Below are 26,019 nucleotides of genomic sequence, written 5' to 3' on the forward strand. Positions count from 1 at the left end.
TTAACCGCTAAGGTTAATAGTTAACTTCCTGTCGCAGGATATTAATTAGCAAGCTTGCTGATTAATTTCATGTGACAGGATATTAAGCGGCAAGCTTTCTGGTTAACTTCATGCGACAGGATATTAAATGGTAAGCTTGCTGATTAACTTCATGCGACAGGATATGAAGTCGCAATCTTGCTGATTAATTTCATGCGACAGGATATTGAGTAGTAAGTTTTGTGTTTAACTTCCTGTCGTAGAATCATAACTCGAAAGGTTAGCGGTTAATATCCGCTATAAATAGGGGAAGATTTACCTGCCGATCCCCCGTTTTTGTGGTTTGTTTTCGGTCTGCCGAACGGCTGGAGCCTCTTTGGCAGACGATTTCAGGCGCTCTTTGTTCGATAGGGTGTCCTTGAAAATGAATTCGATGCCTCGCTTTTCAGCGTTTACCTGTAGCGTGGCGTCGAACGGTTTTCCGTGACGCGAAAGCATGCCCTCCACCTGCACGGGGCGTCCCTCGGTGAGCGCCCTGTGCTGCTCCTCGGAGAGCCGGACGCCCTTGATTTCGTGCGGGATTTGAACTCGGTCAGCCCGCAGCGAAACGAGTTCGTTTGTCAGCCGGTCGACGGACACATAAGCGCGGAACGGCTCGCCCTTCTTAGGGGATAATTCGACAGTCTTCCCGAGGTTACCTTGAGTGAGGAGTTGCTCCTTCTCTTCGGGCGAAAACGTGTGCCCCATATAGGGGAAATCGAGCTGCGGTTCTCGTCGCAACGTATGGATGTTGAGACTGAGGCGACCGTCTGTCCCTGTACGGAGAGCCAGCCGTGCTTCGGTATAAATCGTAGTGTCTCCGAAGGGCACAGCAAGGCTAATAAGCCCCGTTTTCTGCCAATTCAACAGTCGATCCAAGTTCCCGCCCGCCTCGAGTTTCTCCCGACTCACGCCGAGGCGCTCCAGCTCCTTCCAATCCACCTTTTCCGGGTCGATGGCAGACAGCTTTTGAGCCGGCGACTCGTCCGAGCTGACGCGAATGCTGTCTAATGCGGCCTTGTTTTGAGGTACATCACGCGCGGTGAGCATGCTCTTCAGCGCCTCCACCGACTCACCTACTCGATCGGCTACGATCCGATAAACGCCGAAATGCGTCGGGTCATTGAACTGTCGACAGAGATTCGTCATAAAGTTCTTCAGCAGTCCATCGTTCTTCTTGAACACCAAAAAAGCTGCCCGATTCTCCTCGGTAGGTTCTACGGTTTTGATCTTCCCCTTCTCGTCCTGCCCCGAAATGACGGACAGGCGGCCTAGATCAGTCGGCGATTTAGTCTCGCTCCGATCCTCCAGCACGAGCACATAGCGATCCGAATTGTCTTCCACAGTAGTATTAGATTTTAAGATGAAACAGATACGAAAATAGCCACCCCGATCCGGGATGGCTATGTGGAATGACTCTGTATGGCTTGGGAGGGAGAAGGCGGGAAATGGAGGGAGGAGAAAAGGAGGTGCTCTCCACTGATAGTGTTTAGCGCCCTATCCCCACCGATTGCAGAAAACGCTGCAAGACAGGGACGTCGGACAGGATGATCCGGCCATCCATCACGTCGCCCGAATGTAGCCGTTCGGCAGAAGTAAATCGGCTCGTGACTTCCCTTTGCCGACCATCGGCCGGTGCCGGTTCTTTCGATGTCTCGCTGACGGTCGCTTCGATAAAACCCGCCAGCGGGTCGTCGATATAGTAATGTCTGTACGAAAAATGAGTTGGCTTCAACAGTCTCAAAGACATTGTCGAAACCAACTCAAACCATATATGCGTAAAGAAAAGATACTATCTTTATCTATCAACTATCTCCTTCTTATTGAAGGATGACGTTTGTGATTTAGATAGTGTACTCCACCTTTTGCGCTTATGAACATTCAATATCTACTCTGTGGGAACTTTAGAAGGATATAAATAATTGGGCATCTAAACTGCTCAATCTTCCACCACTGAAATCGTCAACATCCAACAATTTGTTTAGAAGTCCCCATCTATAACTAAGTGCGACGTCTATTTTCCCAAAAGTGTATCCTAATCTTGGAGTAATAGAGGTATCAAAAACCCATCGGTCATCTTTTGCACGTCTATAATAAAGAGTAGGAGATATACCGAATCCAGCATAAAGACCTTTCCAAAAACGGTAGTTTATACTCGGTGTTGCTGATAGTGAATAAAGCGCAATCTGTCCAGAAGGAAGAATGGTGTTACCTACTAATAAAGAGGAGATTAAATAACGTGAGTATTCCATCGCTCTACCTCCGGCGACTAAGTCCACATCATAAAAGAGAGGCTTTTGTCGGTAAATCATACGCAATTTATATCCAATAAAGAGACCTCCCCTACGAGAGAAGGTTGCACTTCCTCCATTGATGTTATCACTGTGATCATATTGAAGGTTGCTAATAAATCCGAGTGAGCCCCCAAGTATCACACCGTGATTAATCTCCTGAGATTTAATTACAAACAGGGAAACTGTAATTAGAAGAAGGGTTGAAACAACCTTTCTCTTGCATTTATATCGTCCAATCGTCCTCATACGTCAATTTTGCTGTGTTGCATCATAGTTGATATAAAAATCAAATGTCTTTGACATTTCGCGCTGTGTCTTCTTTTGATACAACGCCCTCTTCTTTAGAGCATGCAGTTAAAGCAATAACGCTCCATAGGAATAAAAATAATCTTTTCATGACTACGTAATTGTAATGTGAATAATATGATCGTATTAATGCATGCTTTATATCGCCTCTTTGCGTCTTCAGCCTCATTAATTCGACCGCAAAGTTGCACTCTCTACTTTTTGTTGATGTTACACAAAAGTGTAATTCCGCTTCTATATCTATAAAATTACACTTTTGTGTACCTCCTCCCCTTCTAAGAATGGATCTTGATGACAATATGATTTCAAGTATTTGGGAATACGATGCAGAAGTCCCCTGTTCCTTTGAAAGAAGTCGGACAATCCGTCGTGTCTAATATAAATCGGAGTAGTTTCTGAACCTAAATAGCTTATGCCTTCTCCGAGCTTTTGTGCTTGTACACCCATCAACTTCATAGCTCTTAGTAGCTTATTATCACACTCAGCCAATAAAACATCGTTCCTGTTTTCATAGATCGGTATCATGGCATAGTGCATAAGCTGTTTAAATAAGATCAATCCGCAGTTAGCGTCTGAATTGATGGCGAATCGTCCTATATGCCAAATGGTAGCTTTGTCGTTGGGTAGAAGATGCGTAAAAGATGGTAGATGGAAATAGGTTTGTATTGGGAGTCTTTGCTTTCGATCCCACTTCATTAGACGGATTGACCCAATAATTTGATCATCAACGGTTGTGGCCACCAATATATGAGAACGTGCCGAATAGCTTAGTTCCTCTCTATAGACCGAGAGTATTTCGTGTTTATAATCTCTGTCAACTTCTTTTTCTTTCTTGTGGTGTCTATAATTTTGATAGACCACAAACTCTGCAAGTTGATATAGTTTACATTTGGGAAGTTTACGAATTGTGTAATGATTGCACATTAAAGTAGGTCTATCCATTTTGCATATTTATTTTAGTAGAGCGAATTAGGGAATATGTAATATAATGCATTTTTGCACAGTTGGTTCGTGTGCTCACTTAGATTTCTTTTATTTGCAGCAATAATCAGCAGTAATACTACAGCATATGATCAAGAAAGAGAATTTTTTTACAGAATATAGAGTTTCTGCCGTTCCTGACGAGGAATACGCAAAAGTATCTTCTTATATAGACCATTTTATGAGAGCATTTGCAAATACCACGTATAAGAGCATTTATCTCATTGATTACTATAAGAAAACCTTCTTATACGTGTCGGACAATCCACTATTCCTTTGTGGTCTTTCTCCGAAAGATGTAAAGGAATTGGGATTCGATTTCTATCTAAACTATGTACCTTATGTTGAACAAAAAATGTTGATCGAGATAAATCACGCCGGTTTTCAGTTTATCAGGACAGTAGAGCCCAAAGAACGATATAAGTATACGATTTCTTACAGTTTCCACATATGTCCTCCCCATAAAGAGCCTCTCCTTATCAACCATAAAGTCACCCCAGTTTTATTGACCACAAAAGGAGACATTTGGTTGGCGTTGTGCACCGCACAACTTTCATCAGAATCGGCTTCCGGACATATAGAGATGACTTGTCAAACAAATAATAAACTATGGAGGCTTGAGAACGGTCTATGGAAAGAGTATCCAGGTGTTGAATTAACAGAAAATGAGCGTTCAATGCTACGATTAACTGTAGGGGGACTCTCTATTGAGAAAATAGCCGATAGGTTGCTTAGATCAGCAGAAACAATCAAATCATACCGTCGATTTGTGTTTAAAAAGTTAGAAGTAGGCAACATCACGGAAGCTATCATGATGGCAATCAACAAGAAATTAATCTAATATCACGTATTCAATATAGGCATTGATCTTCTATGATTGATGAGAGATAAAAGTCTGGGTACCATTTCACTCGGTATCCGGTGGCAAGGCAAAATAACAGATTGGTGCAAAGCCCACCGACTATCCACGAAGCAACAGCTAACTGAGGTGGAGGAGCAGGACTTTTTTCTGCTTTGTAACGTGCCATTATATCCTCGAGCCAGCGTTTGGGTCTCCCCCAAAAACGGAAATAGTCAATGATCCTCTACGTTGGACTAATCGTGCTTCAAAATTGTGATAATCGTCCGAGAGATCACTCAATTGCGAGCCATCAGGTGACACTGCCATTACCAATCCACCCCAACCAAGGTTGTAAGGGTGCAATACTGGTATTTTGCATTGCCGACAATGCGCATCGAACAGAAATGGTACATTTGATGAGAAATCAAGTGCATTAACGGCCGCGGAATGTCCTTCGAGTAATTCAACCATGTTGTCTTTATGCTATGAAAGCATTCACGGCTGTGATGTTTGCGTTTGGGTTGATGCTTAGCAACCTCTCTTTCAATGCCTCGACTTTTGGTCTCCCAATGTCGCACATCCGATAATTCTGTCGGTTTAGATTCGATTCTTCCACCTTGTCTCCATCCACAATGGTAAGCGTTTCAAATCCGAATCTGAGCGCACATTCAGCAATGATGCTGCCGATACCGGCACCACCCAAAAATACTCGGAACCCACGAACTTGTTCCTGCTCTTCCGCATCTACGTAAATGCGGTTCCTGCTATATCGTTCTTTCATTTCTTTGATTTTTACCGCAAAAATCTACAAGACCAAAGAAAATCGCATTACACAAAAGTGTATTTCTTCTCGAAAGATCCGTTTTTGGCCTCACCCCTTCATCAGCCCCTGTAGCTTCGGGTCGGCTTTGATGCGGGCGATTTCGGAGTCTACGAGCGAGAGGACTTCCTGCTTGATTTGGCGATAGTTCGCGTCGATGGAGACTTTCAGCGTGTCGTTACCTGCAGCGTCGCGGAAGTCAGCGATGATAGGAATCGGGCGGTAAGACTTCATCTCAGCGGACACTTGGGCGGTATCGACCACAATCTCCGCGTGGAAGATCTTCTGCTCGATCCGTTCGTCGAAGTTGTCGGACACGGCGCCGACAAACATGCCCTGCGTCAGGTTGCTGATCTTCGACGCCGGAATCCTGTCCATTTGCGTGTTGATGGAGGTAGAAACGTCCTGCCGATTGATGGAGACGGACTGCCTTCTTTGCAGGACTTTGCCGAACCGTTCGGAGAGCGTCTTGGCAGTTTCTCCCACCACCTGCCCCGAAAACACATTCCCGACCGTGTTCTGAATCACCCGACTTTCCTTTTCACCGTAGTCGCGCGTGAGCTGCGAGAAGTCCTGAAAACCGAGGCAGACAGCCACCTTGTTGCTACGCGCCGTGGCGATCAGGTTGTCGAGACCGCGGAAGTAGATCGTCGGTAGCTCGTCGATGATAACCGAACTTTTAAGCTGCTTCTTCTTGTTGATCAGCTTCACAATGCGGCTGTTGTATAGCCCGAGCGCGGCCGAGTAAATATTCTGTCGGTCGGGATTGTTGCCCACGACTAAGATCTTTGGCGACGCGGGATTGTTGATGTCGAGCGTGAAATCGTTGCCCGTCATCACCCAATAAAGCGCGGGCGAAATCATGCGCGAAAGCGGGATTTTGGCGCTGGCAAGTTGGCCATAGGCTAAGCACCCGACGCCTTGCCATTTGTTACAATGGTAGGTTTCCAAGCACTCGCCTCCGAACCGTGCATACAGGTCTCCCCGTACACGGCTCTCCACCTTATCATTCAGTCTAACTTTCTCCCCGAATGTATTTCGTGATGACATGCAGAACATACTGCTAATGTTTTACGGTTACGAGAAATCATTTTGATTTCCCAATCACTTTTACCTTTCAAGTCTTTGAGGTTACGTACATGGTGCATTTCAAGATGATCTGTTGCTCCGCAGTTTTCACATACTCGTGCATTTAATCTTGCAATCAACCCATTTCTGCCACCCGTTATAGCGACTGTGTTAGGTAGTTTGTCATTCAAATAGCGGTTCGGTAGTTCCTTGCGTTTGAAACCTTTGTCGTAAAACTCACGCCTGACCTCATATCCCTTTTTATTTGTGTATGGTATGGAGAACACGCCGTTCTTCTTGTACTTCGCAATAATTTTCTTTTTTGAAGTAGTGTATTTGGCGGCGTATGTCTTGTACATACTATACTCCATAATATGATAGAACGAGTCAATAACCGGGCTGTTGTTCGCTATCGAGTAGTAGTTATAGAACCCCATGATTTCAGCGTTATATTGGCTTATAATCTCCAAATCATCAAGACATCTCATATATGAACGACCTTTTGGCTTCCAAACCTCTTTCCCATTTTGCTTGACAATCTTTACAGCATCATATTCAAGAAGTTTCTTCCTCATCGTCTCAGTTGTTACATATAAGACAATCTTGTGGTCTAATGACCTTGTCAAATGACCGTTCTTGTCTCTGCGTGCATCATTGGACTTTCTGCAAAAAACATCATATCCAAGAAATTTGGCATGTTTTCTTGCATTGGTAATCAGCGTTTTTTCATCAGATAGTTCCAATTTCAATTTGTCAGCCATAAATTGCTTTATGTCCTCTTTGATTTGGATGCAATCTTGTTTACTGCCAATTACCCCAATCAGAAAATCATCCGCGTATCTTACGTATTTCAGTCGTTTGATACGATCATCCATTTCATCGGCGGCAGGATAGTTCAGTCTCTCTTTGACAATTCCTCTGATTTTAGCTAACAACAGCTGACGTGTTGTTTCATCAACTGTGTTTCGTAATTCCGCAACTAACTTGGCTTTACGTTGCCCCATACGTTTTACAATCGGATTTTCCTTGCGTCTTTTCCCCTTATTGAAGTGCTTGATGTAGGCCTTGATATACTTATCAAACTTGTCAAGGTAGATGTTAGCCAATATGGGGCTGATGATGCCACCTTGCGGAGTTCCACTGTATGATTTGTGGAATACCTGATCTTCCATATATCCTGCATTCAGGAACTTTCTGATGAGTCGAAAAAATCGCTCATCAGAGATTCTTTCTGACAGAATGGCTATCAGTATTTCGTGGTTGATGTGATCAAAGAAGCCTTTGATGTCTCCTTCAATAAACCACTTCGTACCGTTGAATGATCGTTGAATGCTTGAAAGTGCAGTTTGCGGACTTCGTTGTGGTCTGAAACCATGCGAAGTGTATTCAAAACTGCCCTCGTAAATAGCTTCTAAGATCATTCTGACAACCTCCTGAAGAAGTTTGTCCATCAATGAGGGAATGCCCAGCGGCCTCTTCTTCCCATTTTTCTTCGGGATGTAAACTCGCTGTGAGGGTTTCGGCTGATACGTCTCATTTTTAAGCGTATCAATCAACTGCTCAATATGGGACACACTGAAGCCGTCAACGGTTTTCCCGTCAACTCCCTTTGTCATATTGCCTTGTTTGGCGTATATGTGCTGGTAGGCTATGTAGTACATCTCATCATTAAACAGTATCCGATACAAACGTTCAAACTTGTATTCCAAGTCGGAACTATGTTGCGTCAGACTGTTTAATATCTTCTCTGGATTTCTTTTCATGTCTCTCACATTTTCCGAGATTGGACATTAAACGATAAAGCTGCTTCCCTTCGCCATGTACAAGGCTTTCCCTTGCTCAGACTACTTACGGAAGCTCTGTTGCCCTATGGGTTTACCCAGACTTAGGCAATCCCCGTTAAAGCATATAATAACTATTGGCATGATAGATTGTCGGATACGACTTTCGTCCTTTACTATGTATGTAGTTGCTCTGTGATAAGTTCTTTTGCCCAATCGACCTCCAAGGAGAAGTTGGGTATCACAGCATAACGTCTGTAACTGTCTTCCGTTAAGGCTTAACCATCGAGCCGCTCGGACTATCGTTCAACCAGTATAGGCTTTATCCTCATATCTATCTTTTCACCTCGCCACCCGGGGCCAAGACTTGACAGTTCGTCCACTCGTGGCTTTGCCGACATGCTACACTCCCCATCGTCTTTCGTTGAATGGATAAGTCGGCCAGAGTGATAGGTTATTATTTCAAAGAACACGAACCTAATAGCTTGCCAAAGCTATATTTATTATATGCCCTTACGGGCGCACCTGGAGCTGCTCCTGAGCGCCGCCTTCCCACGCGTCCATAAAGGGCGAGAGGTAGTTGGCGAGTTCGTCGTAAGCCGTCAGGATTGGGAAAATCTGCGCGTAGGGACGGTTCAGAAATTCGACCGCATGTGGGAAAGTACAATAGCGTCCGCCCTCGTAAATTCTCAGGAACCAAATGATGGCCGCCAGCAGGATAATCGGTGACTCGACGAAGAAATCGCCTTGCTTTTGCACATCGGGTAAGGCGGGGACATTGCTGCCCCTTTCTCCCCTAAGAACCGTACGTGAGAGTTTCCCCTCATACGGCTCAAGCAACTCATAACTTCTATTTGTACATAGAAATCGGCTCATACTTGCAACTTTTGCGTTTACTTCTCAAATAACAGGTATTGTGTACAAGTTCGCGAACAATCTTCCCGTCAATCACTTTTTCATTGACATTCCATGCTTTTGTTCGGTCGATGGGCTTGCCACAAAGCGGACATGTCCGTCCCTGTTTGTTCCATAAACATAGGAGAGACTTCCTCCCTTTCAGCGTTTCAAGCATCAACTGCGTTTCGCGTTTTTGGAAGTACAAGTCATACTCTGGGTCAAACGGATTTGCGTCGCCCTTGATTTGCTTGTACTCCGTGTAGTGGACATCGGCAAGTCGTTTGAGGGCGAGATAGTCCTCATGACCTTTCTTTCCTTTATATACTACAGCGAAAGTCCATTTCCTGCCACGGAGATTGTGCCAATATTTGTCGTTGACCCAAGTCCTTTTCTTCTTTGGGTGTCGGCGCAAGGCCCATTTCCTCGTAACGTTAAAAATGTGATAGTCACAGTTGTGGAAAGCTTCGGTTGATGCACCATAGCGATAATAATTGCCCCATCCCGTGACGATTGGGTTGAGCATTCTTATCAGCGACTCTTGCTTGCACATCCGATGCCGTCTCACGACCTCACTTATCTTCGCCCTAAAGCGTTTTTGTGCTCTCTTTGACGGTGACGTGTACAACCTCTTGTGGAACTTACGGATGTTGAATCCGAGAAAATCGAAGCCGTCCTGGATGTGCGTGATGGTGGTCTTTTCATCGGAAAGTGTCAGTCCACGCTCCTTTAAGAAATCAACCACCAACGGTTTGACCTCGTTCTCCAAGAGTTCCTTGCTGTAGCCTGTGATGATGAAATCGTCCGCATAACGTACAAGATTCACCTTGTAGCGGAAAGTCTTGTAGTTGATGAAACGTCTCTTGAATCTCTCAGCCAACAGCGTCTGAAGTCCGTCAAGTGTCATGTTCGCAAGCGTGGGCGATATAATACCGCCCTGTGGTGTCCCCTCTTCCGTCGGGTATAGACCACCTTTGAAGACAAAACCACATTTTAGCCATTTGGCAAGAATCCCCTTATCCATAGGGATGTGGGATAGCAGCCAGTCGTGGCTGATATGGTCGAAGCAGCCCTTTATATCTCCCTCCAGAATCCATTCGGGGGAGTGCTGACGGTTAAGAACGGTATCAATCTGTCGAATAGCGTCCATCGTCCTACGTTTCTTTCGGAAGCCGTAGGAGAATCTGTCGCCCGTCGTTTCAGCGATTGGTTCAAGTGCCATCAGATATAAGGCTTGCATAGCCCTGTCTTTCATCGTTGGAATTCCCAACGGTCTGAGTTTACCGTTGCTTTTCTTGATGCAAACCCGTCTCAGCGGTTGTGGTTTATAGCCGCGTCTGCGGAGTTCGCTTATTGCTTTGAATTTCCGCTTGGGGGAATCCCAAAGGGTCTTGTCAACCCCCGAGGTGTTCTTTCCCTTGTTGGAAGTAACTCGCTTTACTGCCAAAGCCTTGGCATAAAAGGAGTGAGTAAGCAGCCACTGCAAGGCTTTCACCTTGTTATGCCTGCCTTCTTTCTGAGCCTTTACAATACGCGCTTGTAGCTTTTGGACATACTGCTCGCACCTGAGCCAGTCCATACTGCCCCAAGTGCTTGGCCTGCTGTCAGTAGGCGCACACGATTTCTTGTTGTTCTCGTTCATTTGCAATTCTACTTTGAAAAGTTCTGAAAGCTCTCTTGTAAAGAGTTACCTCACACGGAAGTCTGCCCGCTTTCGCGTCGGATGATGTCGTCTCTGCCACACGTAACCGAGGCTTAATCCGTATCCACTCCATTACAGAGCGGCATTCGCTTTTTCCGTCATCTTATACCTGCACCCCATTTCGGTTCGCCTTACGGTTCACTTACCTGCCCAAAGCAGGAGAGATACAGGCTTGCCACGTTCCACATAGATAACTGTACGAGTAGGTTAGGTTCTGTCAATCCACCGGCAGTGCTTATGTCCGTGTAACCCCAAATTGGGCAAGGGTTATCCGACTGCTTACCATTTTGGTGAGAGCCCAGCATCTTTGGCTCCTTCAAACCTCACGATGGCTGTAAACAGTTCGCATGTGCTAACCATACTACTCAGCCAAGCCACTCGGCGGCACGATACTAACCGCCCTTGACGTCCCCTCACGGTTCTGTCTCATCCTTTTGGGAAAGTGTACCTTGTCCGATAGGCTCAACACACCATATCGCTATTGGTGCATCCTATCGTAGGCTACCGCTGACGGAACAGCGGGCTAAAACTGTCTCATATGACATCTTAGCAATTATCTATGTGACTTCGTGTCACACCCACGTTTTGTTCAAATTGAGCATGATGGTGTAGGCTGCTTCATAGGCGTCGGAGATGTCTGTCATAAAGTCAGGATGGATCGGATTGCAACGGTGTGAGCGGCGTGGATCGTCGAAGTTGATGACGAAAAACTGCGGCTTGACGGGGTACGCATCGAGGTGCTGGCGCAGATGGTTGTAAGCGATTTCAGACAGGTCAGGATATTTATAATCATAGACATACATCGCGAATGCCTTCTCGATCTGCTGCTTGATGTAGTTGTTTATGATGGCGTACGACTTGCCCGATCCGGGTGTGCCGAGCACCATCGTGGCGCGAAACGGATTGACGACATTGATCCATCCGGACTGCCATTTTTTCCGATAATAGAAACGCGTTGGGAGGTTGACGGAGTACGCGTTCGTCATCAGGCGAGTCTCCTGCATGAAACTTTCGTTCTCCACATTGAAGACGTCGTCCATGAGGTTGTTCTTCAGCAGGCGACTCGCCCACGAGCCGGCCATGAGCAGGCAGACGAAGCCGGCGGCGAGGGTCGTGAGATACAGCCCGGCGCACGCGTCCGTTCCGATCGGCAGGCGGAGCGTCCAGCCGTTTAGGAAGAACAACAGGGTGCCCGCGACGGCGACAGCCCCGACGCGCGGCCAGGTGATCCGCTCCGTTCGGACGCCCTTCGTACCGAGGCAGGAGAGTGACAAAAAGACAGTGGCAAAGAGCTTCGTCCACAGCGGCGAGGCGAACAGCCCGGTGGAACGGTCGAAGTTCAGCAGGATAGTGTCGACGACCGCAAGCGTGAGCTGCCGGTCGCGGAAGGCCGCGTAGCAGAACCAGTACGCGTGCATGGCGGTAAAAAGGATTGCGATCGCTCGCATGAGGTCCATCGTCTTGGCGAGGCCTCTCAAATCATCTTCGTTTTGCATGGGGTGTTGGTGTGAATTTGTTTGGTATTCTATTGATTCTAAGTGTTTTATGAATGGTCTCCTTCTTAAAAAGGAAGGCTAAACTCTGGAGGGTTTAGTGCTCCGACGAGCGTCGAAGGGCAAAACCCTCAGGGTTCAGTGCTCCGACGACCGTCGAAGGGCAAAACTCTCAGGGTTCAGTGCTCCGACGACCGTCGAAGGGCAAAATCCTCAGGGTTCAGTGCTCCGACGACCGTCGAAGAGCAAAACCCTCAGGGTTCAGTGCTCCGACGACCGTCGAAGGGCAGAATCCTCCGGGGTTCAGGCTTGCTACCGCAGTTTGCGGCGTAAGCGCACGCGGGCGCAGTTCCTCAGCCGACGTTGGAAGGCCAATTCTCGGAGGTCGGCGCCATGCACCTGCAAACTGAGATCGATCTCCGTCAGGGGCATGTCGTTCGGACTTTCTGTCAGTTCGTCCACCACAGCCCCCCGTTCTTCTCTCTCTTTTGGCCAGCCTTCATCTATGAACGGATTCGCGCCGCCCGCGAAATAGGCATTGAACACATTCGCCGCAAAGCCCTTTCCGAGGCGCGAACCGTTGACTGCGATTCCGTTCGCATCGTCGATAAACGTGATGCCGTACAGGCGTCCAGCAGCGTTGATTCGGGTCACGGTCTCGATGCCGTGCCCACGCATGCGGTCGATGAACGCCGCACGGTCGGGCGAGGTCTGCATCACGTCGGCAATCGCACGTCGGATCACCACAGACCGCTCTCGGACAACGCCTTTCGACTGCTCAAAGTGGCGACGAAGCGCCGCGTAACTGACCTGCCTACCGATCTCGGAGGCCTTACTCGGCGTGCAGATCTTGTGTCCGTCGGCATCGGTTGCCGCGTAGACGATCCCATCGAAGGGTCTACCCTTCCGCTCCGTTTTGACCTCCTCGGCCGTCACGCGGAAGCGCGCAAGCAGCAGATTCATCTCCCCGACGGACTGGAACGCGTACCGCCCGAGCACGTGCTCTACAGCGGCCGCAACCTGCCGCTTGATGTTCCCTGCATTAATGTCGACAGTTGACGGTTTGACAGAAACGTCCGCCTTCTTTTGGCTGTGGCCGCTCGGGATTAGGCCATACTTCCGTTCCAATGCGTCAGTGATTCGCTTGCTGCGCCGCCGCTCGAAACGGTCGCCGATCTTTCGCCCCTCGCTGTCCACGCGCAGCGAAACAATGTGGATGTGCTCGCGGGGTATGTCATTATGGCGGAAAACGATGTACGGCTGGGCACCGTACCCGAGCGCCTCCATGTACTCGGCGGCAATTCGCGAGAGCGTCTCATCCGATAGCTTTTCGTCCGGGTGCGGATTGAGCGAGCAATGGAAGACCGTCTTCTTTGTGCGGCACCGCTCCGGGATCGTCCGCAGCATGTCGGCGAGCACCTGTGCACGGCTATATCTCCCGTTCCGATCTTGAAAAAGCCCTTGCACAAGCAGCACGGAGGCCTCGTGTTTCTCCACCTTTTTGAAGCTAACGTCGCAGCGAGGCTGTTGGAGGACGAAATCTTGGCAATCATCGGCTGCGAAAGTCTATGGTCAGGCGGACGGCCTCTTCCAGCAAGAGGACGATTCGGGCAGAGTAACGCTCCAATCTTTCGAGCAGCACGCTTGCTACTTGGTTAGAATGGTACGAGTTGATAGCGCGGACGGCCTGATTGTACAGCACGCCGATTTTGTGGATTTGCGCTGTCAATTCGGAGAGTTTGCGGTAGTAATCGACGGCTGATTTATCCACCGCGATCACCTTAAAAGGCTCCCCCAGCAAGCGTGCGCGCACGAAGTCGGACTTCGTTTTTGCGCCTGATTTTTGGAAGAGATCAATGGCTTTTCGTTGGTCTTCGGGGGCCGGCAGGCGGACGTGCCAATTGTCCCAACGCGGGCTGTTGTCTTTCATTTCGATTGGTTTTTAGGTTACGACTTTGGAGTGAACCGCCCCCCCGGCCGGGGGCAAGGTTTTTCGTGGTACAAACGGCGGTTTGTGTCACAAAAACACACCTTGCCCGGCCTTTGGGCCGTATGCCAAAAGGGCAGCTCAACTCCTCAACTTTCAATTCGGCGGCAAAGCTATGCAGACTCTACAATCCGCTTGTAATAAGGGCTGTTTGAACTTCTTCCCGCGATTTCCCGCTGTATCCTTGAGGGGTCGGGCGTGACTGACCTACCGACTTACTTCGCCCCGGACTTACTGACTAACCGACTGACTTAGTGACTGACTGGCGGACTCAATGACCGACCGACTCAGTGATTGACTTATTGACCTGCTGACTCGATGACTTATTGACCTATCGACCTATTGATTCAGTGACTGACTTATTGACCGACTGACGGGCTCACAGACCTATCGACCTACTGACTTGGTGACCGACTCATTGACCAACCAACCTATCGACCGACCACAACGAGCTATGTCAGTCGATAAGTCGAAGCCTCACACAAGTAACACCCTATACCTTTATATATATGATGCAAAACACACCCGAAAGTCCCATCTATTTGGGCTTCGCCTCTCAAAAGGGAGGCGTCGGCAAAAGCAGCTTGGCCGAGGCCCTCGCCTCCATCCTTTACTACGAAAAGGGGATTCCCTTGTTGGTTGTCGATTGCGACGGGACACAGGAATCGTTCTACAAACTGAGAGAGCGGGAGCGCGCGCTCATCGAAGATTCCAAGGAACTGAGCGACCAGATGAAGGCTCATTTCACCCGGTTCGGAAAGCCGGCCTACCCCATCATTCGCTCGCGCCCCGGCCGAGCCATTGGCGATACGGAGACGTTCCTCCAAAAGACAGACAAAACGGCGGCCTTAGTCATCTTCGACTTCCCTGGGCATGCCGGAGCAGAGGAACTACTCGAACTCTCCATTGAAATGGACTACCTCATTTCGCCCATCGAAGCCGATCCGCAATCGTTGGCCTCTAGTTTTGCTTACGCGCGGACTATCCGCGACCTCGGTCTCAATTTTGGTGACGCCCGCATTCAAGACCTCTTTCTGTTGTGGAACAAGATTAACCGCAGCGCCAATATGGCCGTTGTCGATTATTATACCCAATATGCCGAGGACGAATCCCTGAACCTTTTCAATGCCCGCATCTACCACTCCGTCCGCTTCGCCCGCGAGCTGGGGCAAGGTGGTGTGAAGGGTGTCTTCCGAAGCTCCTATCTACCACCCGCCCGCACCCTTCGTCCGTCGACTGGCATCGACGCATGGGTTGAGGAAACGATCGAAAGACTCCACTTGAATCCCATCACCGTATGAGTTCCATCCAAGAGAGACGGCAGCAAATCCTGAGTGAGAAGCTCCGCGAGATGGGTGACATCGGCGTAAAGACACGTACGCCCGAGGAGTCGCCTTCCTTCGATCCGCCCGTAGATCTCGGGGCGATAGAGGATGCCCAGAAGCCGGAAGCGATCCCTGAAGAAACCGCGGCGGAACAGCCGCAAGCCATCACCGAACAAGAGACCGCCCCCGCATCTCCGCCCAAAGACCCGAAACCGAGAGTAAAAAAGGACGAATCGACGGCAACGCCCGGGGTGTCTTTCGAGCAGTACAGCGCCCGCTTCCTCGTCTCCGTACGCACAGATGGCAGCAAGTCGGGCTTCACGATCCGCAGCAGCATCCTGCAATTGTTGCGGGACGTCCTGCGGGACATTCGTGCACGAATCACACTCACGGCCTACATCGAGAACATCCTTCTCGACCACCTCAAAACGCACCAGTCGCTGCTGAATAAAGCGGCCGACCGACACAAGCGCAATCCAACGATCAACTTATGAAAGCATTCATCTTAGAAATCATGACCACCTTCCTTTTGAATCTGCTTCTCTTCTTGGGCATCGTGTGGATGTTGCTTGGGATGGGCTACTTCGGTTATCAGGTATGGCAATCCCGAGGCCAAAAACAGGATCCGTCCGACACCTCCGGAAACGCTTCCGGAGAGGAGTCACAAGAAGCCAAACTACACGATTTAGTCGGTAAGAGTCGGCCGTTTGTTTCCCCGCCTATCCCGGAAGTTCCCGCCGTTTCCTCGCAACCAACGCCGGAAGGAGGTGGATCTACATTTGTCGAAGCGTATGCGACGGATGGAATCGGTAAGGCCAATGCAGCCGATGAAATTGATGAAGACGAAGTGATACGCGAAGACCTGTCGCTCTCCGACGAACCGCTACCCGAGGTCTCTCCGACAGCCATCCTCTCGCGGGATTTGGCGCGTGTCAACGGATGGAGTCGGAACGATGACGCTTTAGACGAGGAATCGCCAGACGATGTCCGGACGACCCTGCAAAGTCTACGCGGCACCGACCTGATGGAGAAATACAAGGCGTATTTGGCAGAGCAGGAGCGCGATCACCGCAAGCTCCTGGCTGCCATCCGACGGTCGGAGGAGGCTGAGGTGCAAACGTCAGAAGTCGTTCCTGCTCCGATTCCGGACGAGAGCACAGACGACAAACCACTGTCGTACTACTTATAAACAGCGACCCAAACAGAAACGAAAGGAGGGAGCGTGCCGCTTGAAGGCTACACACGGATGGAAGTACAGAGCCGGATCCGGCGGCCGTTCCCCTCCTTTTCCAGAAAACAAAAACACCCCATGCATATCTACCGAATAACAAACCGCATCATGAACAAAAAGAAATTCACGCAGCTATCCCTGTTTCTACTCTCCACTGTTCTCACCCCTGCCGCCTTTGCGCAGGGCAACGGGCTGTCGGGTATCAACGAGGCCACGAAAATGGTCACCTCCTATTTCGACCCGGGGACGAAACTCATTTACGCCATCGGTGCCGTCATCGGACTGATCGGAGGGATCAAGGTGTATCAAAAGTTCGCGTCCGGCGACCCAGACACCAGCAAGACCGCCGCCTCGTGGTTTGGGGCGTGCATCTTCCTGATCGTGGCCGCTACGATCTTACGCAGCTTCTTCCTCTGATGGCTTCGTGGGAGATCAATAAAGGCGTGGGACGGACGGTGGAGTTCAAGGGGCTCAAGGCGCAGTACCTCTTCCTCTTTGCCGGTGGACTGCTGGCGACATTCCTCCTTGTCGTCATCTGCTACATGTGTGGCATGGATCAGTACCTCTGTCTCGGCCTCGGCGCCACGGGTGCCACGCTCGTGGTGTGGCAAACGTTCGCGCTGAACCGCCGATTCGGTCGCTACGGCCTGATGAAACGCGCCGCCGTTCGCATGCACCCACGCTATCTCCTGAATCGACGCTCCGTCCGCCACATTCTTCATTGCCTGAAATCGACACGCAAACATTCATGAAAAACACCACCAAGGTCACCACCTTAGAATCCAAGTTCCCGCTGCTGGCTGTCGAGCAAGGGTGCATCATCTCGAAGGACGCCGATATCACCGTCGCCTTCCGTGTCGAGCTACCCGAACTCTTCACCGTCACCTCGGCAGAATACGAGGCGATGCATGCCGCGTGGCACAAGGCCGTCAAGGTGCTGCCCGACTTCACCATCGTGCACAAGCAGGATTGGTTCGTCAAGGAGCGCTACGCCGGCCGCCTCTCGGACGGCGAGCTGAGCTTCCTTGCCCGCGCCTCCGAACGCCACTTCAACGAACGCCCCTTCCTCGATCATGCCTGTTACCTCTTTCTCACCAAGACCACCCGCCAGCGCATGGCTCGGCAAAGTAATTTCTCCTCGCTTTGTCGCGGAACGATCCTACCGAAGGAAGTGGGCAACCGCGAGGAGGTGACCAAGTTCATGGAGGCCGTCGACCAGTTCGAGCGGATCATCAATGACGATGACCGCATCCGCCTGACGCGCATGACCGAGGAAGAACTCGTCGGCACGAAAGAGAAAAGCGGTTTGCTCGATCGCTACTTCTCGCTCTCCGACACGGGTCACGCCTCTTTAGAGGACATCCGCCTCGGCGCCGATCTCGTCCGGGTGGGCGACAATCGGCTCTGCCTGCACACGCTCAGCGACACCGACGACCTCCCCGCCGTAGTCTCCACCGACAGCCGCTACGAGCGCCTCTCGACCGACCGCAGCGACTGCCGCCTCTCCTTCGCCGCGCCCGTCGGACTCATGCTCTCGTGCAATCACCTCTTCAACCAATACGTGCGACAAGAAGTCGTGTAAGTAATTGTTTAACAATTAAATGAAGTAACAAATGTCATTAAAGTCAGATTAAACCTATTGTTCCGTCAATAGTAGCCTACGGTCACGTGCGTCGCTCAAAAGGCGGGGTGCGAAGCTGGCCGGACAAAGTAGCCCTTCCGCAAGGAGGAGCCTGAACCGCGAGGGAACGGCAACTGCTCTTAGCACAAAAGAGCTGGGGAGCGAGGCTGGGCGGTATGGTTAGCACAAGCGAACTGTTATAAGCGTCGTAATGTATGAACAAGCCAAAGTTGCTGATAGGCTTGAACCAAAAAGGTAACGCAGTCGGATAACCCCTTGTATTGTGGGGTTACACGGACAAAGCACTGCCGGCGCAATGGACAGAACCTAACCCGCTCATTTGTTACTTACACGAAACTTGGTAAGCCCGTATCTCTCCTGCCTATGGGCAGGTAAGCCGACCGCAAGGAAGACCGAATGGGGTGCGGGTATGGGAACGCAGAAAAAGCGAATGCCGTCCTGTAACGGGGCGGATAGGAGTTTCAACGTTACTCCGCCGCGAAAGCGGGCAGACTTCTGCAAAGTAACTCTTTACAAGAAACTATGTAGAACTTTCAAAAAGAAGGAATGCAAATGAACGAGATTAACTTATCGTGTGCACCTGCTGACCGTAGGCAGTGGAACAACTGGACCGACATTGATTGGGTCAGATGCGAAACTGCGGTTCAGAAGCTGCAAGGACGTATTGTAAAGGCTCAGAAAGAAGGTCGTCCGGGCAAGGTTAAAGCCTTGCAATGGACACTGACCCATTCGTTTTACGCCAAAGCATTGGCAGTCAAGCGAGTTACCTCTAACAAAGGTAAGAACACTGCGGGAGTGGATAAAGTTCTCTGGACTACTCCCAACGCAAAAATGGGTGCAATCGCCAACCTGAAAAGGCGTGGCTACAACCCGCAACCGTTACGAAGGGTACATATCAAGAAGAGTAACGGCAAACTCCGTCCGTTAGGAATACCCACGATGAAAGACAGGGCTATGCAGGCGTTATACCTGATGGCACTAAACCCAGTGGCAGAAACTACCGCCGACAGGCACTCTTACGGTTTCCGTAAGGAAAGGTGTACGGTCGATGCGATAGAACAATGCTTTACGGTACTTTCAAAAGGGGTGTCTCCGCAATGGATACTCGAAGGGGACATCAAAGGTTGTTTCGATCACATCAGTCATGAATGGTTGCTCGACAATATCCCTATGGATAAGGTCATGCTTCGCAAATGGCTGGAAAGTGGATTTGTATTCAACCGACAACTATTCCCCACCGAGGAAGGAACGCCGCAGGGCGGTATTATATCGCCTACTCTCGCTAATATGGCACTTGACGGCCTGCAAGCTATGCTTGCGGAAAAGTTCAAGCTAAGACGTATCAACAAGGGGTATTTCAACCCTATGGTAAATCTTGTGCGTTACGCAGACGATTTCATTATTACCTGTTCCGACAGGGAAACATTGGAATCGCTAATCAAACCCGCAGTAAGCGAGTTTCTTCAAGCAAGGGGGCTTACCCTATCAGAAGAAAAGACGAAGGTTACTCACATCGAGGTAGGATTTGATTTTCTGGGTTTCAATATCAGGAAATACAAAGGTACGCTGCTTATTAAGCCGTCAAAGAAGAATGTTAAGGAGTTTCTTGCCAAAATTAAAGGCATTATTCGTAAGAATCAAGCTATTAGGCAGGACAAACTTATCGGACTTCTAAATCCTTTCATAACTGGTTGGGGCAACTATTACAAAGGTTGCGTAGCCGCCAAAACATTCAAGAACGCAGACGCACAAATCTTCTACAAACTGTGGGCGTGGGCATTACGCCGCCACCGCCACAAGGGAAAGAACTGGGTTTACAACAAGTATTTTCTGTCGAAGAAAGGCCGGGCGTGGACATTCGGTACGACACTGAAGAACAACGGGAAGACATTCCCGTACACACTGAAGTATCTATCCGACATTGACATGAAGACCAAGCCTATCAAAATCCGCAGTAAAGCCAACCCATTCGACCCGGAATGGCGTCCATACTTTGAGATGCGTAACAGAATGAAAATGTTAAGCACTTTCAAAGGAAGACAGGGCTTCCTCAGAATGTGGGAAAAACAAAACCAGCGTTGTCCGTTGTGCGGTGAGATTATCGAACCGGATAAAATCTGGACTATCAAGGAATTATCCGACAAGTCCGGCAGATACAAGTTTATCGCCCACGATAGATGCAGTCGTACACTTACCCGTAAAATTAGAGCTTATGAGCCGGTTTCATAATAGAAACTTTGAGTTGCTTGAGCCGTATGAGGGGAAACTCTCACGTACGGTTCTTAGAGGGGTCGGGAGCAGTAATGCTCCCGACCTACTCGACCTCTTTATCGAGGACAGCGAAGAGAACCTGAACCGTTTCGAGAAACAGGCGCGTAACATGCACTCGCTAGCGCGTTACAGTCGCTCGAATCAGATCAACGAGGCGTGGATTCAGGAGTATCTCAACCTCGCGCGGTCGCAAGGACTGACCTCCATCCGCGCACACTTCAACGTGCTGGCGTGGAGCGACGACGCGGAGGAGCTGCGCCAAATCAAGAACGACGTCGGCTCAGCCTTGGCGCTCATGGAATGTCGCCCGCGGCACAACACGGTCGACGCGGCGACGCTCTACTGGGCGGGCATCCCCGGCAACGCTGCCGACTTCCCGGCCGAAGAATCCTTCTACACCTTCATCGACCCGGCGCTCTGCTTCTTTACCGCCGAAACGAACTACCGCAGTTCGCTCTCCCCCTTCGGCATCAAAATGGCCGATCGACTCTCCGGCCGCCCGATCCATCTCGACATCTCCGATCTGCCGATGAAGAAAGGCATCATCACCAACCGCAACAAGTTCATCCTCGGACCCTCGGGCAGCGGCAAGTCATTCTTCACGAACCACATGGTGCGGCAGTATTACGAGCAAGGCGCGCACGTGCTGCTCGTCGACACGGGCAACTCCTACGAGGGACTTTGTGGCCTGATCAACCGAAAGACGAAGGGCGCAGACGGCATCTATTTCACATACACCGATGCCCAGCCGATCTCCTTCAACCCCTTCTACACCGACGACTACGTGTTCGACGTGGAGAAGCGCGAAAGCATCTGCACGCTGCTGCTTACGCTGTGGAAAAATGCCGACGAACCTGTCACAAAGACAGAGGCGGGCGAGTTAGGTTCAGCCGTCAATGCGTATATCGAAACGATCCGAACAAACCGGAAAATCACCCCCTGCTTCAATACGTTTTACGAGTACCTGCGCGACGTCTACCGCCCGGAGATGGGTCGCCGGGAGATCCGCGTCACCCTCTCCGACTTCAACATCGACAACCTACTGACAACCCTCAAACAGTACTATGTAGGAGGGCGTTACGACTTCCTGCTCAACTCCGATCGCAACATCGACCTGCTCTCCAAACGCTTCATCGTCTTCGAGATCGACGCGGTGAAGGACAACAAAGACCTCTTCCCCGTGGTGACGATCATCATCATGGAGGCCTTCATCAACAAGATGCGAAGGCTGAAGGGCGTGCGGAAAATGATCCTTATTGAAGAAGCATGGAAGGCCATCGCGTCGGCCAATATGGCAGACTATATCAAGTACCTCTACAAGACCGTCCGCAAGTATTTCGGCGAGGCGATCGTGGTAACGCAGGAGGTCGACGACATCATCTCGTCGCCCATCGTCAAGGAGTCGATCATCAACAACTCCGACTGCAAGATCCTGCTCGACCAGCGGAAGTACATGACCAAGTTCGACGGCATACAGGCGCTGCTCGGGTTGTCGGAAAAGGAGAAAAGCCAGATCCTCTCGATCAATCAAAACAACGACCCCGAGCGGCGTTACAAAGAGGTGTGGATCGGCCTGGGCGGTATGCAGTCGGCCGTCTACGCCACGGAAGTCTCGCGCGAGGAGTATCTCGCGTACACGACCGAGGAGACGGAGAAGGTCGAAGTGATGCGCTTGGCCGACCGCCTCGGCGGAGACATCGAACAGGCCATTAGCAGGTTGGCGCGCGAACAAAATTCGATCACATAAGAGATAAATAAGCTGGCGAGTGATCAGACCTTCTTCACGTGTGATCAATCTTTGATGACGCGTGATCAAACTTTCTTCGCGTGTGATCAATCTTTGATGACACGTGATCAAACATTCTTCGTGTGTGATCAATCTTTGATGACACATCATCAAACCTTCTTCACGCATGATCAATCTTTGATGACACGTGATCAATCTTTCTTCGCGCGTGATCAACTATTCCCCTTAAAAGCAGAAGAGCCGATGTCGAAGCAAGTGGACTGATTGTTAGGCGGAAAGGGGTGGATATGCTTCCGATTGCGTCGAGCGTAAAAGGCTGAAAAGTGCGGATCCGAGCAGAAGTTCAGTTACCAAACCATTACCCCGCTCCGCAACAGGTAACGATGGTGCAAAAGCCGGTAACTGGATATATCTTGCACATGGTTCTTTTGCATTGATATACAGGAATCTGTACAGGTAACGGGCGCTTTGTACCGGGTAATTTTGCCCACAGTTTTCAAAGCGTATGGATGACAAGAAAATGAAGGTGTTGCTCTACCTCAAAAAGAGCAGTCGCGACAGGTCTGGCAAGGCGCCGATCATGGGACGCATCACGCTGGAGCGTTCCATTGCACAGCTTAGCTGCAAGCTATCTTGTAACCCCGACTTGTGGAACCCGCGCGAAAGCCGAGTGAACGGGAAGAGCCGCGAGGCAGTCGAGGTTAATGCCAAGTTGGACAACCTCCTTCTCGCTGTTCAAGCCTCTTATCAATCCCTGCTTGCCAAGGGATCGCCATTTGATGCAACCGACATCAAGGATCATTTCCAAGGCAGCGTGCAGAGTCGAACTCTGTTTTTGGAGCGGTTCGACGTCTTGATCGAGAACATGGAGAATCACGTCGGTGTAGACATCAAGGAAAATTCTTTGGCCTCGTACCGTCAGACAAGGGCACGATTGCAGCAGTTCATTCGAGCGAAGCATAACGCTTCCGACTTGGCCTTTTCGCTGCTGACGGAGGACTTCATCAAACAATTCGAGCAGTATGTAATCGGAGAAGTTGGTCTGAAACAAAGCACCTGCTATAACATGATCGTCCTTATCAAGAAGGTCTGCAAACTGGCTTATCGCGAAGGAGCGGCAGACTCCTTGCTGTTCGACAATGTGCATGTAGACAAGGGAGATAACCGACTGCCCAAAGCGCTCGATAAGGATGCGTTAGACAAGTTGAAAGCACTGCGTTTTGACGGTTTGGACAGCTTGGACGGGGATATGGAAACCTCCCGCGATGTGTTTCTTTTCGCCTGTTACACCGGCGCGGCCTATTGCGATCTGATGGCACTGAACCGTGAGCATCTTATCCGCGACGACGAGGGCGCCCTTTGGCTGAAGTTCAACAGGCAGAAGACGGGCGTCCTCTGCCGCGTAAAACTATTGCCCGAGGCACTTCGATTGTTGGAGCAGCTACACAGCGATGCCAGAGAAACACTGCTTCCTTATATGAACTATGCCACCTATTTGTCTTGTCTGAAGGCGATCTCGCTAAGGGCTGGACTGTCTTTGCCCATCACCACGCACACCGCCCGACACACATTCGCTACGCTCATCACCTTGGAGCAGGGCGTGCCCATTGAGACGGTGAGCAAGATGCTTGGGCATAGCACCGTGCGCATGACCGAGCGATATGCGAAAGTCACTCCCCAAAAGCTGTTTGAGGAGTTCGACCGCTTGATTGCCTTCACTGAAGATTTACACCTAGCCATTTAACCACAGCCGACATGAGAAGTACATTCAAAATCCTGTTCTACATCAACAGACAGAAGACAAAGACAGACGGCAAGACGGCCATCTTTTGCCGTGTCACCATCGATGGCAGAAGCACGACCATGACAACTGGCGAGGAATGTCCGCCGGCCGAATGGAACAGCAGACAGGGGACAACCGGCGAAAAGAAAATCGACCAACGCCTCGCAGTGTTCAGGGAGCTTGTGGAAAAGACCTACGCGGAAATGCTTACGAAGGACGGCGTGGTCAGCGCTGAACTGCTCAAGAATCACTTGCAGGGTGTCGCCGCCGCACCGACTACCCTTTTGACCATGAGTAGGGCGGAGCTGCAATCTGTAAAAGCATGCGTGGGTAAGTCAAGATCTGCGGGCACCTATCGAAATCACACCTATTCAGACAAGATGCTTCACGAGTGGATAGCAGACAAAGAGCGAAAGGACATGCCCATCCACGCTGTTACAGAAGACTTGTTTGAAGAGTTCCGCTTCTATCTCAAAAAGAAACGGTTTGCAGCGAAGACGGTCAATCGCCACCTATGCTGGTTCAGCCGATTGATGTATCGTGCAGTCAGCAAAAGGATCATTCGCTATAATCCTTTTGAAGATGCCATCTATGAAAAGGAAGAGAGGAAGATTCGCTTCTTGCAAAAGAGTGATGTAGCCAAGCTCATGGCGCTGAAAGTAAACGACAGGGAAGCAGAGCAGGCTCGGCAGATGTTCATCTTCTCCTGCTTCACAGGTTTGGCCATTGCGGATATGGAACGTCTGAAATTTTCGCATATTCAAACGGCGGCAGATGGCCGGAGGTATATCCGCAAGGAACGGCAGAAGACGAAAGTGGAATTCGTCGTACCGTTACATCCGATCGTGGAGGAGATCCTTAGCAGATGTAGAGAAGAACAAACGGTGAAAGAGAAAGGTGACGGCCTTGTCTTTCCACGCGATTGCAGCCGTAGTGCGATGAATAACAAACTGAGCACTGTGGGGCTGGCGTGTGGCATCAGGCAACGACTCTCTTTCCACATGGCGCGTCACACGTTCGGGACTTTGTCGCTCAGTGCCGGCATCCCTATAGAGAGCATCGCTAAGATGATGGGACACGCCTCCATATCCAGCACTCAGATCTATGCGCAGGTGACGGACAAAAAGATCTCAGAAGACATGGACAAGTTGATCCGGAAGCAACAAGCGGCGTCAGAGTGATCCCTGTACGGCTGTCCTAACATGCCTTTTTCCTTTCACTGATTCGATCTTACTACATGACTACAACGGAGGTGATACGGTGAAAGAAGAAGGGTTGATGTGTAGTCAAGAAATCATGCCTTCTATTGCAATCTCATGTTGTGCCGTTTTTTGCCCGAAAAGAATTTGTAATTAACTCTATCTTATAGGAGATTAAAAGATTGATAACATAAAAGCATAAAAGATAGAGCTTTACTAACGCCTCCCTTTCCCCTTTCTTCCGTTTGCAATACTTCAACAAACACTTGTTCTGATAGAACAAATACATTTACCTTGGAATAAAACAAAAGGATGATGCTGCAAGTATTTGTAAATAAAAAGATACTGATAGCTCTACTCTTTCAAAGGTAACGAGTGCGGTTCTCTCATCCTCTTTGGTTTGAAATATTATAATACACCTTATTTCTTATTTGTAAAGATGCTGACCGCCTGATGAAAAACAATTAAAATCAAAAAATAACCATCTCTATCAAATAGCTGCTTGAATTCTTTTTTTTATGATTTTTTGCTTTATTGTAAATAAAGCATACAGTCTTAGAGAGCAAATCAACGATGGGGTTATATATAGTCAATCAAAAAAAAGGAATGCAAATCAATCACGTGGAAGTTAAGAGT

At 49.6% G+C, this 26,019-nt stretch carries 16 protein-coding genes and 6 pseudogenes; 11 read left to right on the forward strand and 11 right to left on the reverse strand.

All coding sequences use genetic code 11. The features are described from left to right. Window positions 1–294: 294 nt before the first annotated feature. The 3 genes from C7123_RS07055 to C7123_RS12910 all read right to left on the reverse strand — a co-directional run bounded on the left by C7123_RS07055 (window position 295) and on the right by C7123_RS12910 (window position 2,558). Window positions 295–1,362 carry a DUF3945 domain-containing protein gene (locus tag C7123_RS07055; RefSeq protein WP_069176251.1) on the reverse strand — a complete coding sequence of 356 codons (1,068 nt, stop codon included), beginning with the start codon at window positions 1,360–1,362 and terminating at the stop codon, window positions 295–297. Between the two features lie 145 nt (window positions 1,363–1,507). Continuing rightward, complete coding sequence (locus C7123_RS07060) at window positions 1,508–1,768, reverse strand: hypothetical protein (RefSeq protein WP_069176252.1); 261 nt, start codon at window positions 1,766–1,768, stop codon at window positions 1,508–1,510. Between the two features lie 154 nt (window positions 1,769–1,922). Beyond that, window positions 1,923–2,558, reverse strand: coding sequence for a hypothetical protein (locus tag C7123_RS12910; protein ID WP_159049863.1), 636 nt, complete (start codon window positions 2,556–2,558; stop codon window positions 1,923–1,925). A gap of 1,129 nt (window positions 2,559–3,687) precedes the next feature. Between C7123_RS12910 and C7123_RS07070 the strand changes: the two genes are divergently transcribed. Further along, entirely contained in the window at window positions 3,688–4,440 is a 753-nt protein-coding gene (locus tag C7123_RS07070) for a helix-turn-helix domain-containing protein (RefSeq protein WP_069176254.1), read from the forward strand. A 10-nt stretch (window positions 4,441–4,450) separates the two neighbouring features. Here C7123_RS07070 and C7123_RS07075 read toward each other — a convergent pair. The 8 genes and pseudogenes from C7123_RS07075 to C7123_RS07110 all read right to left on the reverse strand — a co-directional run bounded on the left by C7123_RS07075 (window position 4,451) and on the right by C7123_RS07110 (window position 14,128). Beyond that, window positions 4,451–5,221, reverse strand: a pseudogene (locus C7123_RS07075) (HesA/MoeB/ThiF family protein). A 90-nt stretch (window positions 5,222–5,311) separates the two neighbouring features. After that, window positions 5,312–6,160, reverse strand: a pseudogene (locus C7123_RS07080) (TraM recognition domain-containing protein); the annotation flags it as partial. Window positions 6,161–6,270: 110 nt separating this feature from the next. Further along, entirely contained in the window at window positions 6,271–8,091 is a 1,821-nt protein-coding gene (locus C7123_RS07085; RefSeq protein WP_069176460.1) for a reverse transcriptase domain-containing protein, read from the reverse strand. A 543-nt stretch (window positions 8,092–8,634) separates the two neighbouring features. Then, window positions 8,635–8,868 (reverse strand): annotated as a pseudogene (locus C7123_RS07090) (conjugal transfer protein TraG); the annotation flags it as partial. Window positions 8,869–8,959: 91 nt separating this feature from the next. Then, entirely contained in the window at window positions 8,960–10,645 is a 1,686-nt protein-coding gene (gene ltrA / locus C7123_RS07095; protein WP_069176256.1) for a group II intron reverse transcriptase/maturase, read from the reverse strand. Between the two features lie 635 nt (window positions 10,646–11,280). Beyond that, window positions 11,281–12,201: pseudogene (locus C7123_RS07100) on the reverse strand (YWFCY domain-containing protein); the annotation flags it as partial. A 309-nt stretch (window positions 12,202–12,510) separates the two neighbouring features. Next, a complete protein-coding gene (locus tag C7123_RS07105; RefSeq protein ID WP_317046559.1) occupies window positions 12,511–13,695 on the reverse strand; it encodes a relaxase/mobilization nuclease domain-containing protein in 1,185 nt (394 codons plus the stop codon). A 52-nt stretch (window positions 13,696–13,747) separates the two neighbouring features. After that, on the reverse strand, window positions 13,748–14,128 hold the full coding sequence (locus tag C7123_RS07110; protein ID WP_069176257.1) for a plasmid mobilization protein: 381 nt from the start codon (window positions 14,126–14,128) through the stop codon (window positions 13,748–13,750). A gap of 569 nt (window positions 14,129–14,697) precedes the next feature. Here C7123_RS07110 and C7123_RS07115 point away from each other — a divergent pair. From C7123_RS07115 to C7123_RS07165, 10 genes and pseudogenes are all read left to right on the forward strand, one after another. Then, window positions 14,698–15,486, forward strand: coding sequence for a ParA family protein (locus C7123_RS07115; RefSeq protein WP_069176461.1), 789 nt, complete (start codon window positions 14,698–14,700; stop codon window positions 15,484–15,486). Next, window positions 15,483–16,004: a DUF3408 domain-containing protein gene (locus C7123_RS07120; protein WP_069176258.1), complete on the forward strand. Its 522-nt coding sequence runs from the start codon at window positions 15,483–15,485 to the stop codon at window positions 16,002–16,004. Before C7123_RS07115 ends, C7123_RS07120 begins: the two co-directional genes overlap by 4 nt. After that, entirely contained in the window at window positions 16,001–16,699 is a 699-nt protein-coding gene (locus tag C7123_RS07125) for a hypothetical protein (protein ID WP_237269295.1), read from the forward strand. The genes C7123_RS07120 and C7123_RS07125 overlap by 4 nt, the downstream gene beginning before the upstream one ends. A 150-nt stretch (window positions 16,700–16,849) precedes the next feature. Next, window positions 16,850–17,158 carry a DUF4134 domain-containing protein gene (locus tag C7123_RS07130; RefSeq protein ID WP_237269296.1) on the forward strand — a complete coding sequence of 103 codons (309 nt, stop codon included), beginning with the start codon at window positions 16,850–16,852 and terminating at the stop codon, window positions 17,156–17,158. Then, on the forward strand, window positions 17,158–17,493 hold the full coding sequence (locus tag C7123_RS07135) for a DUF4133 domain-containing protein (protein WP_037999611.1): 336 nt from the start codon (window positions 17,158–17,160) through the stop codon (window positions 17,491–17,493). Before C7123_RS07130 ends, C7123_RS07135 begins: the two co-directional genes overlap by 1 nt. Then, window positions 17,490–18,305 (forward strand): annotated as a pseudogene (locus C7123_RS07140) (TraG family conjugative transposon ATPase); the annotation flags it as partial. The gene C7123_RS07135 and the pseudogene C7123_RS07140, both read left to right, overlap by 4 nt. A 630-nt stretch (window positions 18,306–18,935) precedes the next feature. Then, window positions 18,936–20,612: a group II intron reverse transcriptase/maturase gene (gene ltrA / locus C7123_RS07150; RefSeq protein WP_173897005.1), complete on the forward strand. Its 1,677-nt coding sequence runs from the start codon at window positions 18,936–18,938 to the stop codon at window positions 20,610–20,612. Window positions 20,613–20,706: 94 nt separating this feature from the next. Further along, window positions 20,707–22,401, forward strand: a pseudogene (locus C7123_RS07155) (TraG family conjugative transposon ATPase); the annotation flags it as partial. Window positions 22,402–22,906: 505 nt separating this feature from the next. Further along, on the forward strand, window positions 22,907–24,145 hold the full coding sequence (locus C7123_RS07160) for a site-specific integrase (RefSeq protein ID WP_069176260.1): 1,239 nt from the start codon (window positions 22,907–22,909) through the stop codon (window positions 24,143–24,145). Window positions 24,146–24,156: 11 nt separating this feature from the next. Further along, on the forward strand, window positions 24,157–25,365 hold the full coding sequence (locus C7123_RS07165) for a site-specific integrase (RefSeq protein WP_069176261.1): 1,209 nt from the start codon (window positions 24,157–24,159) through the stop codon (window positions 25,363–25,365). Window positions 25,366–26,019: the final 654 nt, after the last annotated feature.

The sequence above is a fragment of the Tannerella serpentiformis genome, from assembly GCF_003033925.1.
Lineage (GTDB): Bacteria > Bacteroidota > Bacteroidia > Bacteroidales > Tannerellaceae > Tannerella > Tannerella serpentiformis.

Bases quoted from the DNA above. Each gene is read 5' to 3' on its own strand.
- C7123_RS07130 (WP_237269296.1), top strand. From the start codon at position 16,850: ATGAACAAAAAGAAATTCACGCAGCTATCCCTGTTTCTACTCTCCACT.
- C7123_RS07070 (WP_069176254.1), top strand. From the start codon at position 3,688: ATGATCAAGAAAGAGAATTTTTTTACAGAATATAGAGTTTCTGCCGTT.
- C7123_RS07060 (WP_069176252.1), bottom strand. From the start codon at position 1,768: ATGTCTTTGAGACTGTTGAAGCCAACTCATTTTTCGTACAGACATTAC.
- C7123_RS07110 (WP_069176257.1), bottom strand. From the start codon at position 14,128: ATGAAAGACAACAGCCCGCGTTGGGACAATTGGCACGTCCGCCTGCCG.
- C7123_RS07135 (WP_037999611.1), top strand. From the start codon at position 17,158: ATGGCTTCGTGGGAGATCAATAAAGGCGTGGGACGGACGGTGGAGTTC.
- ltrA (WP_069176256.1), bottom strand. From the start codon at position 10,645: ATGAACGAGAACAACAAGAAATCGTGTGCGCCTACTGACAGCAGGCCA.
- C7123_RS07120 (WP_069176258.1), top strand. From the start codon at position 15,483: ATGAGTTCCATCCAAGAGAGACGGCAGCAAATCCTGAGTGAGAAGCTC.
- ltrA (WP_173897005.1), top strand. From the start codon at position 18,936: ATGAACGAGATTAACTTATCGTGTGCACCTGCTGACCGTAGGCAGTGG.
- C7123_RS07085 (WP_069176460.1), bottom strand. From the start codon at position 8,091: ATGAAAAGAAATCCAGAGAAGATATTAAACAGTCTGACGCAACATAGT.
- C7123_RS07160 (WP_069176260.1), top strand. From the start codon at position 22,907: ATGGATGACAAGAAAATGAAGGTGTTGCTCTACCTCAAAAAGAGCAGT.
- C7123_RS07125 (WP_237269295.1), top strand. From the start codon at position 16,001: ATGAAAGCATTCATCTTAGAAATCATGACCACCTTCCTTTTGAATCTG.
- C7123_RS07115 (WP_069176461.1), top strand. From the start codon at position 14,698: ATGCAAAACACACCCGAAAGTCCCATCTATTTGGGCTTCGCCTCTCAA.
- C7123_RS12910 (WP_159049863.1), bottom strand. From the start codon at position 2,558: ATGAGGACGATTGGACGATATAAATGCAAGAGAAAGGTTGTTTCAACC.
- C7123_RS07165 (WP_069176261.1), top strand. From the start codon at position 24,157: ATGAGAAGTACATTCAAAATCCTGTTCTACATCAACAGACAGAAGACA.